Source organism: Candidatus Acidulodesulfobacterium ferriphilum (genome assembly GCA_004195035.1).
GTDB classification, from domain to species: domain Bacteria; phylum SZUA-79; class SZUA-79; order Acidulodesulfobacterales; family Acidulodesulfobacteraceae; genus Acidulodesulfobacterium; species Acidulodesulfobacterium ferriphilum.
The window spans coordinates 116332-129585 of sequence record SGBD01000004.1; the positions used below are offsets into that span (position 1 = coordinate 116332).

The window sequence follows — 13254 nt, forward strand, 5'->3', positions numbered from 1 at the left end:
ATGTCTATATTATATCAAATTAATTAAAAAAATAAAACGACAAAGTTACCTTTTGATTCTATAATCGCCTGTTTTAGCCGTATATCCGGTATAGTCAAAATATTCTAACAGCGGTATGGCATATTTTCTAGAAACTGCCGCGATTTCTTTCATATCCTTTGGTTCAAGTCTTTCCGAAGATTGAAAAAATAAATCAAGACCTTTTTTAATATTATCCATTTGTTCTTTTAAATAATAAATATCGTGTTTTATCTTAACTAACTTCCCCTGCTTCGCCATTACCGTAATGGCGTAATTCAACATCTTTTTATTTATTTTAATTTTCTTTTCGAGTTCGTCCAATGTGGGAACGCTGTTGCCGCTTGACTTTAATAAATTTTCGATCTTCTTAATAATCTCCCGATATTCCTCCTGAATTTCAAGAGCGGCCGCCTCGTCTCCCTGTCTTTTAACTGTTATATTTCCGTTATCGTTCAAAATCTCTTTTTTCGACAACAAATCGTCTAAAATAATATCGAACAGCGCCCCTGTTTGTTTATTAAAATTATTCTCAAACAGGCGGTACAGCTCCGGTTTGCCAATCCCGCTTTTTAGAGCATTTTTTTCATTTACGAGATTTTCCTTGATTGTCTTGATTAGTATAGATCTGCCCGTATCAAAATCTTCTTTTAAAACCGCAAATTTTCCTTTGCTATCCGTTATTATCTTTCCGTCTCCCTTTAATTTATCTATAAATGCCGTAAAGTCGGGATAATTAAAATTTAATTTTTTATAAATTTCTTCTAAGCCTGCGCCGCCTGTCAGCTTAATAAAGCTATAAACAGCCTCTTGCGGATTTTCCGAAGCCATTCCTTTGTAAACTACTTCCAGTGATTCATCATAGCGATAATCCATAAAGGGGTCTATTATAATTCCCCCGCCTATCGTTCTTCCCGCCCCTGCATCCCTTACAATAAATCTTTCCTTAGACATTGTGGATATTTTATTTTGCAATTTGAATATGGCATATGAATAATTTCCGGGGCTTACTTTTTTATTTTCATTCAGAACGATTATCTTTGAGCCGATACTGATGCTTCCGGTCATAAATATTAATATTAGATGGCTCCTTAGCTCTTTTTTATTGTCAAAATCATAATAAAACTTTGTAAAAACGGAGTCCGTTGCCAGAAGGCCATCTTTTGACGATATTATATCCCCGTATTTTACGCTTTCCTTTTTTATGGACGGAACATTTATCGATATTCTCATAGATTTATGCGCCGCGGTTATTTTTTTATTGTGCGATTCCATATTTTTTATCTTTGCGGTTAAGCCGGACGGCATTATCTGTATTTCGTCTCCAACCGAAAAACTGCCGCATTTCAAAGTTCCTGCCAGAATTGTTCCAAAACCCTTCGAAGAAATAACTCTGTCCACGGGCAAAAAGACCTTTGTAGATGCATGCCCTGCTATATTTTTCGCATCCTCATTCTTTATGGCCTTTTCTATTGCGTTCTTTAATTCATCAATGCCCGTACCTGATTTAACCGATACCTTAATAATATTTTGGGATGCCTTATCGTAACCGTAAGATTTTAAGAAATCTTTTATCTCGTTTTCCCGCATAGAAATGATTTCATCGTTCACGGTATCGATTTTGGTTAAAACAGGTATGACAACGCCAGCACCCAGTAGTTTTAAAATGAGAAGATGCTCCTTAGTTTGAGCCATTATGCCGTCATCTGCGGCAATTACAAGCAGAACCCCATCCATTCCCGTGGAGCCGGAAACCATAGTTTTGATAAATTTCGCGTGTCCCGGAACATCGACAATTCCGACGGATATTCCTGAAGGAAGGGTTATATTGGCATAACCGAGCACAATACTGATCCCGCGCCTTTTTTCTTCCTTTAGCCTGTCTGTTTCTACGCCCGTTAAGGCTTTTATCAGCGACGATTTTCCATGGTCTATGTGACCCGCCGTTCCTAAAATAAAATTTTCCATATACCGTAATATTATACAACAAAAAATGGGTTTGCGGAATGAAGAGGACAAAAAATAAATAGCCCGGTCCTTTTTACGGGAACCGGGCCACCTTTAGGAGGAGTGATGGAAAGCTTACAGTTTGTCTTGGTTTTAGGAAAACTTTATAAACTTTATATATTTAATTTGAAACTTAAAAATTCATTATTCCGAGTATGCAAGATACAATTTCATATTTCCCCTTCTCACAAAGAAAAGAAACTGTTTGGATTTTTCAGCCTGATTTATAAGATTAACATACTGTTTTATATTATTAACCGGCTGATGATTTATCTCCTGTATTACATCCCCGGGCATTATCCCGATTCTCTGGCCTATTCCGCCGGGTATGACCTTTGAGACTATAACGCCGTGATGAACATTTTGTATGCCGTATCCCTGCATATTAGAACTTGTTAAGGGCACAACGACAATCCCTAACTTTTTAGCAGACACCTTTTGAGCTTTTTCGTTAAAGGTATTTTTAGGGCTTTTCCAATTGCCAACCGTAATCATAATGGTTTCTTTCTTGCCATGCCTTATAATCTCCATCGGAACAGCTTTTCCGGGTTTCGTATTTCCCACGAGCCACGGAAGCTGCGACATTTCTTTAACCTTTTCCCCGTTAAATTTTATTATAACATCCCCGCTTTTTAATCCGGCACGCGCCGCCGGACCGTTTGGAAGCACCGAAGAAACAAGGGCACCTTGCGAAGTTTCAAGATTAAACGCTTTTTTGAGCGCAGGCGTTATCTTTTGAATTTCTATTCCAAGCCAGCCCCTTGTGATTTTACCGGTCTCAAGCTCCGGAAGAACCTGCTTGACAACATTTACCGGTATCGAAAACCCTATTCCCTGGGCGCCCTTAATGATTGCCGTATTTATTCCTATAACCTGGCCTTTCATATTAATAAGGGGTCCGCCGCTATTTCCCGGATTAATTGCGGCATTGGTCTGTATAAAATCTTCATACGGTCCGCCGATAGCCCTGCCTTTAGCGCTTATAATGCCGTTAGTAACCGTCCAACCCAACCCGAAGGGATTTCCTATGGCTAAAACCCATTCTCCTATCTGGGATTTGGCCGAGTCTCCAAGGGTAGCAACGGGAAGATTATTGCCGTCGTTTATCTTTAAAAGGGCAAGATCAACCTGCGGATCTTTCCCGATGACCCTTGCCTTGAAAGTTTTGCCGTTATAAAGCTTAACATATATTTTGGTTGCTCCCTTTATAACATGATTGTTTGTAACTATATAACCGCTTTTGCTGATAATTACGCCTGAACCGAGGCTTTCTTCGGTATAGGTGCTTTGAGGCACATTATGAAAGAAATTGTTAAAAAAGTTACCGAAAGGATTTTGCTCGTTGCCGAAAGGATTTTGATACATCTGGAATGGTCCTCCCTTTACCTTTTGGGTTGTTCTGATATTTACGACAAACGGCTTATCCTGTTTTATCAATGCGATAAAATTACTGGGACCGTTTTGGGCAGGCATTTCCGAATTAGTAGTCGTATGAATTACCGGCGAAGCCGGCTCGGCAAGGGACTTTTTAAATAAATGTAAATTTGCCGTAATTATAACTCCTGCAATTATACCTATCAATACGGCCACGCCAGCGCCGATTATTTTGGAATCAGATTTAAAACCCATAACTTTAAAAACCTCCGATAAATTATACCTTAGTTATTTATATATATAACAAGCAATAATTATGCCAGAATATATTTTATCTTTAAAAATCGACCAGGCAACCCTTACTGCAATGGTTAAAATGGATTACCGCTTCCTTCGGAATGACAAACCTTTTCCTTTATAACATTGAATATTTTGTCATTATGACAATAATAATTGAGTTTTAATATTAATATTTGTCAAATTGACAAATTAATTATTTCCCAAAATTGCCTATAGAAAATTTTATTCTGGATTCCCGCTTTCGCGGGAATGACTTTGAGGGATTTTAAAAGTTCACCCGTTGGGTGTCATTCCTGCGAAAGCAGGAATCCAGTGTTCTTAATGCATTGCAATATGTTTAACAATCTCTATCGGCAATTTTTGAGTATTTTTATATATCTTCGGCTGAAACCATCACGGCCTTTTCGATTATAACATCATTTAGCCCTTCGTTATAATCCAGAACAATGGAATCGCCTGTTATAATTCCGCCTGAAAGTAAATCCGTGGCTATCCTGTCCTGCAAAAAGGTTTTTATAGCCCTTTTTAGCGGCCTTGCCCCATAGATAGGGTCATAACCCTCCATAGCTATAAACTTAACTAACGGATCCGTATAGCGAACCCCTATCCCTTTTTCTTCCAATATTTTTTTAAGCCTGTTTAGTTGAATCTCCACTATTTTTAATATATCATCCTCGGTAAGAGCATGAAATATAATTATATCGTCAAGCCTGTTAAGAAATTCGGGTCTAAAGTAATTTTTTAAAAGCCCAGTAACGCTGTTTTTCATCTCTTCATAGTATCCGCCGGCATAACTCTGTATAATATCGGAGCCGATATTTGAGGTCATAATGACGATAGTATTTTTAAAATCCACCGTCCTTCCCCGCCCGTCGGTTAAGCGTCCGTCGTCAAGAAGCTGTAGCAGCACATTAAACACATCTTGATGCGCCTTTTCCACTTCGTCAAAAAGCACGACGCTGTACGGCCGCCTTCTAACCGCCTCGGTTAACTGCCCGCCTTCTTCATAGCCGACATAGCCTGGGGGAGCGCCTATCAGCCTCGAAACAGTATGCTTTTCCATATACTCCGACATATCTATTCTTACTATATTGTTTTCATCGTCAAATAAAAACTCGGCAAGCGCTTTAGCAAGCTCCGTTTTGCCCACGCCTGTCGGACCCAAAAACATAAAGGAACCCATAGGCTTGTTTTGATCGGACAAGCCTGCCCTTGAACGCCTTATGGTATTGGCAACACTGCTTATTGCTTCATTTTGCGATATGACGCGGTTATGCAGATGCTCCTCTATCAGCAAAAGCTTTTCCTTCTCGCCTTCCATAAGTTTCGTAACGGGAATCCCCGTCCACTTCGCGACAACCCTTGCAATATCGTCGGAATCGACCTCTTCTTTTAAAAAACCGCCCCCTTTTTGCATTTGAGTTATCTTTTTGTTTGAATCCTCCAATATTTTTTCGAGCCCGCCCAGTTTGCCGTATCTAATCTCTGCAACCTTGTCATATTTTCCTTCCCTTTCAAACCTTTGCTCTTCAACCCTTAAGGAATCTATTTCCTTTTTTACTTCCCCTATTTTTTTAATTACATCCTTTTCATTTTGCCATTTTGCCTTTTTTTGATTAAAATCCTCTTCTAAATTGGCAAGTTCTTCGTCAATCTCCTTTAATCTCTTTTTTGATTCCGCATCCTTTTCTTTTTTTAATGCCTCCTGCTCGATTTTAATCTTTATAATCTTTCTCTGAATTTCATCGAGAACAGTCGGTAAGGAATCTATCTCGATTCTTAATTTTGCGGATGCTTCATCTATTAAATCGATAGCCTTGTCCGGCAAAAACCTGTCGGTAATATAGCGATGGGAGAGTGTTGCCGCTGCAATTAACGCCGAGTCTTTTATTCTTATGCCGTGATAAGCCTCATATCTTTCTTTTAATCCCCTTAAAATTGATATTGTATCCTCAACGGACGGCTCATCCACAAATATAGGCTGGAATCTTCTTTCGAGAGCGGCATCCTTTTCTATATATTTTCTATACTCATCGATTGTCGTAGCGCCGATAGCCCTGAGTTCGCCTCTTGCAAGAGCGGGCTTTAATAGATTGGAAGCATCCATTGCCCCTTCCGATTTGCCCGCCCCGACAAGATTATGAAGTTCGTCTATAAATATTATAATTTTCCCCTCCGAGGATTTTATCTCTTTTACTACGGCTTTAAGCCTGTCTTCAAATTCACCCCTGTATTTCGCCCCTGCAATAAGGGAACCCAGATCAAGCGACAAAACGGATTTATCCTTTAAAATTTCGGGAACATCGCTGTCGGCAATTCTTTTAGCCAATCCTTCCACAATGGCGGTCTTACCGACACCGGGGTCTCCTATAAGAACGGGATTATTTTTGGTTCTCCTCGACAAAACCTCCATTATCCGCCTAATTTCGCTATCCCTTCCGATAACAGGGTCAATCTTCCCTAATCTTGCAAGCTGCGTTAAATTGAGGGTATATTTTTCCAGCGCCTGATACTTGTCTTCAGGATTTTGATCCGCAACCCTTGCGCTTCCTCTTATTTCCATAAGCGCTTTTAAAACTATTTCTTTGCTTAAGCCGAATTTTGCAAAAATTGCATAAGATTTTGTATCTTTCACATCCAAAAGCGCCAGTATAAAATGCTCGACCGAAACGAAGTCGTCTTTCATAGCCGTTTTATTCTTTTCGGCGGCATCTAGCACCTTCTTTAAGGATGAAGAAAAGCCGGGCTCAAACCCTCCTTCCACTGTCGCAAGTTTAGACAGGGCATTTTCGACTTCGCCTGAAAAAACCTTTAAATCGATACCTATCCTTTTTAATAAAGAAACAGCGATGCTGTTTTCATCATAAGTTAAAAGAGCGTAAAGGAGATGTAAATCCGTTACCTCCGGGTTTTTAGCCTCCTTTGCCGTGTTAACGGTCAGCTCTATAACTTCCTGCGATTTTATCGTAAAATTATTCAAATCCACAAATATACCCCTCTCACCCAAAAATTGCCGATAGAGATTATTAAACATATTGCAATGCATTAAGAACACTGGATTCCTGCTTTCGCAGGAATGACACCCAACGGGTGAACTTTTAAAATCCCTCAAAGTCATTCCCGCGAAAGCGGGAATCCAGAAAAATAAATTTCTATCGGTAATTTAGGGTCTCACGGTGATTATTTTTTCTCGGAAATATATGCCATTCTTAAGTCGTATAATATATTTTCGACAAGCTTTTTTTCGTTTTCATCGAGATTTCCCACAGTCTTTTTTGAAAGCATATCTATGGTATCGATAAGATATTTTGCCATATTGACATCCCTTTCATATTTGCCGGTCATAGGATTCGGTATTTTCCCCAAAAAAAGTAAAGCCTGCGTATTTAATGAATAAACAAAGGTAGCAAAATCGGCTTCAAACGCCGGCATCTCTGAAGGCTCCTCCATATTTACGGCATTACCCGAGGTTTCATTAGCCGCATCTTCCATTTTATTAATACCCGGATTGTTTGTATCGGCGGTATTTATTCCTTTGTCATCTGAAGGGGCGTTATTCCCGCCCTCCGCGAAATCTTCCGAAAATTTTCTTTTGTCGATGAACTTAAACTGCTTTTCCTGTTGTTCATTTGGGTTGACACCTTTCTTATCGTCAAACATAGTCGGGTTCTTCTCCATATTCTTCTTTGTTATTTTTATTATTTTTTGTCGTCGTCGTTTTATATTTGCTATTTAAGACAACGCTTACCTCGCCGTCTATCAAATCGGCTATAAAGCTATCGCCGTCTTTCCACTTAAGCGTCAGGGGAACCTTAACGATGTCGTCTATGGAGCGTTTTAAAAATCTTGCCCCAAATTTTGAGCTATAACCCTTCTCGACAAGCTTGTTTAACGCTTCATCCGTAACGGTTAAATCTTTCCCGTGCTCCGACATAGTCTTGTTAATAGAATCTATGTGCATTTCAGCTATCCGCTTAACCTCTTCCTTTGTAAGAGGCGAAAATATGACGATATCGTCAATCCTGTTTATGAACTCCGGCGAAAAGAAATTTTCGATTTCCTTGTTTATGGTCGTCCTTATAGATTTAACTATATCATGGGATTCGATGAACCCTAACGGCTTAGTGAATCTTGAAAATTCATGGGAACCTAAATTTGAAGTCATGATAATGACCGAATCGGAAAAATAAACCCTTTTTCCCCTGCCGTCCGTGAGGAAACCCTCGTCAAAAACCTGAAGGAAGAGATTAAAAACCTGGTCGCTCGCCTTTTCTATTTCGTCAAGCAAAATAACGGAATACGGATTATCCTTAACCTGATTTGTTAAAATCCCTCCCCTTGTCGATCCGACAATACCGCGGGGCATGCCTATTAATTTGTCCACCGCGATAGAGCCGTCTTTATATTCGGACATATCGACTCTGACAATATTTTTAGCGGAACCGAATAAATATTCTGCCATTGCTTTTGCCGTCTCTGTTTTACCTACCCCGGTAGGGCCAAGAAAAAGAAGCACGGCATCCGGCCTGTCAAAGTTTCCTTTGAGCGGCCCTTTGTTAAGCCTTATGTGCTTTGCAAGGGAGTCTATGGCTTCTTTTTGGCCGACGATCCGCTTAGAGAAAAAGTCCTCCATATCCTGAAATCTTTCAAGTACATCCCTTTTAATTAAATCTATAGGCATATTCGCTTCCTGGGAAATAACCTGATAAATATTTTCCTTTTTAACGACCCTGTCCTCATTGTAAATCTCGGCTTTAACACACCCCGAATCTATCCACCCGATAACCTTATCGGGCAATCTTAAGGATTTTGAATAGCGGGCGGATAACGATAAGGATTCCTCTATTGCCGATTCCTCTATTTCCACATCATAAGTATCCTCAAACCTTCTTTTTAATCCGTAAAGTATCCTTTTGGTATCGTCAATCGATGGTTCTTTAACATTGACAAGCCGAAAACGACGCGCCAATGCTTCATCCTCCGCAATAAACTCTTTATATTCCGACAGCGTCGTCGCTCCAATTATTTGCACCTCTCCCCTTGCTAAAGAAGACTTTAATATGTTGGCGGCATCGCTTGGAACGGCAATAGCGGAGCCTGCCCCTATAATCGAATGGACCTCATCGACAAAAATTATTATATTTTTTCTAGACTTTAACTCGTTAATAATTTTTTCCATTCTATCTTCAAACATACCTCTGAATACCGTCCCTGCAACTAAAGAATTCATTTGAAGATTTACGATAATTTTATTTCTGAGCCTTGGAGGAACATTATAGGGTTCAAGCTCTATTTTTCTTGCGAGACCTTCTACTATCGCAGTTTTACCCACGCCGGGTTCACCGACGATAATAACGGAATTCGGCCTGTCAACATGACAGAGTATCTCCATAACTCTTGTAATTTCTTCCTCTCTCCCAAAAACTAAGGACAGCTTATCCATTATGGCAAGTTTACTGATGTTTATGGCATGCTGCCTTAATGTGTAGGGTAAATCATATTTCCTTTTATTCTCGTCGCTCCTGTTTTTTCTTTCCCTGATTTTTTGAAAAATCTTATCTGCAATTATCACGGAATCGATGTTAAGGCTTTTAAAAACCTTAACCGGAACCGAGCTGGGCTCCTGAAACATAACCATTAAAAAATCGGTAGAATCTATCAGGCTTCTACCCGAACTTTGCGCGTAATCATAAGCGCTTTTAAATAAATTTCTTGTTTGAATGGGTATCTTCAGCCCTTCGCCGACATACTGCTCCGACGACATCATAAAATCGTTTAACAGTTTTAAAACCTTTCTCTTATCGATTTTTAAATCGGCAAATATTTCGTTCAGAAGCTCTTCGTCCACCACGGTTAAGGCGTAAAGTACATGTTCGAGCCCCAAATAATAATGCTTTCTCCGTTTAGATTCTTCTATCGATATAGTAAGAACCCTGTATCCGCTTTCCGATAATTTGTCCTCATAATTATCTAAATTAAACATAATAAGTTTTTACCTTCCATAAAATTATTTTATTCTCCATTTTTAATCATATATCATATATTTAATATATTTGCCTATATTTACCGTTCACAAGAGTTATTTAATTAATTATTTAATGTCGATGCTCGTCAATGTAAAACTATCGTCCTTCTCTTTTTTAAGGATAACTATCTCGAGCAGCCCTTCTTTAAACGAAGCGGATATAGAATCCCTGCTTACGGCTTTCGGCAAATTAAAAGTCCTTTTAAAAACGCCGAACGGCCTTTCCATTCTTTGAAAACTTTCTTCCCCCGAAAGCCCTTCGCGCCTTTTTATTCCGCTGACTTCAATATAGTTATGCGTAAGCTCTATATTTATATCCTCCTTTCTGACCCCTGCGAGCTCTATCTGTATAACAACGGAGCCGGTTGTTTCAAACATATCGGAAATTGGAGTAAAACAATACATTTTTAACAATCTCAAAAATTTTAGTTTATTTTATACTTTAATAAATATATGATTTATACTTATAATTATATCAAAATAAATTTTAAAAACAAAATACATTCTAAAATAATGAAACCTAAATTCTTATTAATCCAATTTTAAAACCTGTGTTAAAACCAGTTTTTTACAAGTATCTTATAATGATAGCGATAAATGTAACTCCTTTAATCGGCGGGAAATATGTCTCGACGGCATATGCTGTCTATAATAAATTAAACCCCTACATAAGCATCGCGCTCATAACGGTATCCGAGACACTGTTGTGTTCGATATTATTCTACATTGGGATAAAACTGGGGTCGTTAAAATCGTTAAGTAAATTATTAGGCGCAAAAAAGACTAAAAAAGCCCATAACTATATCGTAAAATACGGCCCCGTTATCGGTCTTTTTGTGGGCCAGATGTTTATCGGAGCGCCGCCTATTGCGCTTGCGCTGGGGCTTATATACGATTCGGGGAACAGCAGAGGCTCAAGGGATAAGAATGTGTTTTTATTTTTCTTCCTTCCGCTTTTTATCAGTATATTGCTTTATGCCGTTTTTAATTTCTATTTAAATACTATAACAATCGTCTCTTTAGAAAATATATTCCATATTATTTAAATTTTTAGCCGAAAATTATTTAACATCGACTATAATCGTATCGCCTTTTACAGGATATACCCTTGCATCTAAATATGTTTTGACCCTGCCTTTTACGCTTTTTAACAGCCTTATGATGCTCCCGTAATATAAAACTTTGATTTCCACAAAATTAATCGAAAAAGATGACACATAGAGGTTTTTTAAATGTTTTGAATATTTTATCATTAATTTTTGTAATTTATTCGGTTCGGCGTAACTGTACTTGCCGATAAACCTGATATAATAAACATGATATTTTACTTTTGGAGATACCCCGACATTTTTAACGACCTTAAATCCTAAACTTTTAAGCTTATTCCTTAACTCCTTTTCCCTGATTAAAACATTTATTTTAATGTAATAAAGGTTAAGATAACTTTTTGCTTTAATAACTTTAAAGGAATATATGTATTTCATTTCATTTGAATAAATATTTTTATTTAATATTTTGCCATTTTTACCGTTTTTCCTTAAACTAAATTTTTTGCCCGTTAATTTCTCTACAGCCTTTCTTAAAGACAGCCCCAATGCCTTTTTTACCGCTAAAGACTGCAAAGTGCCGCTATTATTTTTTGAAACGACGACATAAGTTTCTATATTTATATTAAGTCCGTAAGCACTTTTTAAAAAAAAACTCAAAAATCCGCATAAAAAAACAAATAAAAATAGAACAGGTAAAAATTTATTAAATCTTGTTAATCGCATCTTTAGCGCGCCTCTTATAGCTTGAATTTAGTTTTGCCACTATTTTAAAACATCTTAACGCATTTAACGAGTCCCCGTGATAAAAAAACAACAAACCTTTGTAATAATAAAGCCTCTCTATATTTGCGCCTTCCCTTTTTAATTTTGAAATAATTTTCATGGATGAATCAAAATATCCCTTTTGCCTGTTTATCAAATTGATTTTTATTTTATAGAAAAGATATTCTGCTTTATCCTGTTTTGAATTAATGAGGCTTTTAGATGCCTTTAGATATTTAACGCATTTTTTTCTTTTACCCTGCATCGTATAAATTATCGCCAAATGCAAATTAGCGAAAAGGGGGTGAACGCCCTCATTAATCATTTCTTTAAGGTAAACCTTGGCAATATCGAGGTTATTATCTTTTATGAGCCTGTCTATTCCGAACATTTTATATTTAAAGCTTGTAAGCGGTTCCTTGATTGCCACGCTGTTTTTTGCAGAATTATAAGCGCATCCGGAGGTAAAAACAGGTAAAATCAAAAGTAAAAATACCATCGCCGCGCCGGCATATATTTGCCGAAGGGGTTGCCTTTGCATGCCGCTTATGCAGGCAAAGACGGCGGCAGGCCGGAAAATCCTGTCTCTTTTCCCTTTAGCCTTAATCATAAGAACCATAAACTATACATTGTTAAATATTTTTTCTTTCAACATGCCGATGTTATCGCCTGTTTTTGCGGAAACCGGTATTACGGAATTCCCCGTTAATTGTTCCAATTTTGTTTGCAAAAATCTCACCCGCGCCGAAGTTAAAAGGTCTATCTTATTTAAAACCACTATTGTCTTTTTTTCACCCGCGCCGATAGAATCTAATATCTTTATGACTTCCTCAGACTTGCGCAAAGCGTCTTTTTGAGTCGGGTCTATAACATGTATTAAAACATTCGAATGAACCGCCTCTTCAAGCGTTGACTTAAATGATTCCACCAAAAACAGCGGCAGGTTCTGGATAAACCCAACCGTATCGGATATTATAACTTTCCTTTTACTGTCTTTGTCATAAACCCCAGCCATCTTTGTTCCCAGTGTGGCAAAAAGTTTATTCTCTCCATTGCCGCCCCTTTTCGTTAAAGCGGAAAGCATCGTCGTTTTTCCGGAGTTAGTGTAGCCTACGAGGGTTGCCGTAGATAGACCCTGTTTCTTTCTTGTGGCCCTGTGCAAACCCCTTGTCTTTTCGGCCAGCTTAAGCTTATCCTTTATGTAAGTAATCCTTTGCCTTACCTTTCTCCTGTCGGTTTCCAGCTTGGTTTCTCCGGGACCCCTCGTTCCTATGCCTGCGCCTGTCCTTGAAAGCATTATACCACTTCCCTTAAGTCTTGGCAAAATGTAATTTAACATTGCAAGTTCAACCTGATATTTACTCTCGGCCGTTCTTGCGCGCGTTGCAAATATGTCTAAAATAAGCCTTGTTCTATCGATAACATTTACGCCCACATATTCGGACATATTTCTTTCCTGGGCAGGGCTTAGATTGACATCTATTATCACCAAATCCGCCGCGCCTTTAAGTATCAGCACTTTAATATCTTCAAGCATTCCCCTTGATAGATAATAAGCGGGGTCAATCTTTTTAACCGTTTTTAAGACCCTGCCCGCATTCACGGCGCCGGCGGTTTCTGAAAGCAAAGCAAGCTCTTCAAGTAAATCCTCGCTTTTTTCTCTCTCCGAATCGGCTCTATTAATCCCGATAAGTACCGCCCTTTGAACCATTTATTAGT

The 13254-nt window shown here is 38.4% G+C and carries 10 protein-coding genes; 1 reads left to right on the forward strand and 9 read right to left on the reverse strand.

What is annotated here, in order from left to right; translation table 11 throughout:
• Positions 1-45: 45 nt before the first annotated feature.
• The 6 genes from selB to EVJ47_07655 all read right to left on the reverse strand — a co-directional run bounded on the left by selB (position 46) and on the right by EVJ47_07655 (position 10129).
• Positions 46-1986, reverse strand: a complete 1941-nt coding sequence (gene selB / locus EVJ47_07630; GenBank protein ID RZD14096.1) for a selenocysteine-specific translation elongation factor — start codon at positions 1984-1986, stop codon at positions 46-48.
• A gap of 183 nt (positions 1987-2169) precedes the next feature.
• Positions 2170-3654, reverse strand: coding sequence for a Do family serine endopeptidase (locus EVJ47_07635; protein ID RZD14097.1), 1485 nt, complete (start codon positions 3652-3654; stop codon positions 2170-2172).
• Positions 3655-4069: 415 nt separating this feature from the next.
• On the reverse strand, positions 4070-6685 hold the full coding sequence (clpB, locus tag EVJ47_07640) for an ATP-dependent chaperone ClpB (protein ID RZD14098.1): 2616 nt from the start codon (positions 6683-6685) through the stop codon (positions 4070-4072).
• Between the two features lie 194 nt (positions 6686-6879).
• Complete coding sequence (locus tag EVJ47_07645) at positions 6880-7377, reverse strand: DUF1844 domain-containing protein (GenBank protein ID RZD14099.1); 498 nt, start codon at positions 7375-7377, stop codon at positions 6880-6882.
• The gene (locus tag EVJ47_07650) at positions 7352-9682 is read right to left on the reverse strand and encodes an ATP-dependent Clp protease ATP-binding subunit (GenBank protein ID RZD14100.1); all 2331 of its coding nucleotides are present in this window, start codon (positions 9680-9682) and stop codon (positions 7352-7354) included. The genes EVJ47_07645 and EVJ47_07650 overlap by 26 nt, the downstream gene beginning before the upstream one ends.
• A gap of 108 nt (positions 9683-9790) precedes the next feature.
• Positions 9791-10129: an Hsp20/alpha crystallin family protein gene (locus tag EVJ47_07655; GenBank protein RZD14101.1), complete on the reverse strand. Its 339-nt coding sequence runs from the start codon at positions 10127-10129 to the stop codon at positions 9791-9793.
• 179 nt (positions 10130-10308) lie between these two features.
• On the opposite strand from EVJ47_07655, the gene EVJ47_07660 reads away from it, so the two are divergent.
• Entirely contained in the window at positions 10309-10770 is a 462-nt protein-coding gene (locus tag EVJ47_07660; protein ID RZD14102.1) for a hypothetical protein, read from the forward strand.
• A gap of 15 nt (positions 10771-10785) precedes the next feature.
• Here the strand turns inward: EVJ47_07660 and EVJ47_07665 are convergent, their stop codons facing one another.
• The 3 genes from EVJ47_07665 to hflX are packed head-to-tail and all read right to left on the reverse strand — an operon-like array spanning position 10786 to position 13246.
• Positions 10786-11430: a hypothetical protein gene (locus EVJ47_07665; GenBank protein ID RZD14103.1), complete on the reverse strand. Its 645-nt coding sequence runs from the start codon at positions 11428-11430 to the stop codon at positions 10786-10788.
• Positions 11431-11476: 46 nt separating this feature from the next.
• Complete coding sequence (locus EVJ47_07670; protein ID RZD14104.1) at positions 11477-12145, reverse strand: hypothetical protein; 669 nt, start codon at positions 12143-12145, stop codon at positions 11477-11479.
• 12 nt (positions 12146-12157) lie between these two features.
• Entirely contained in the window at positions 12158-13246 is a 1089-nt protein-coding gene (gene hflX, locus EVJ47_07675; protein ID RZD14105.1) for a GTPase HflX, read from the reverse strand.
• Positions 13247-13254: the final 8 nt, after the last annotated feature.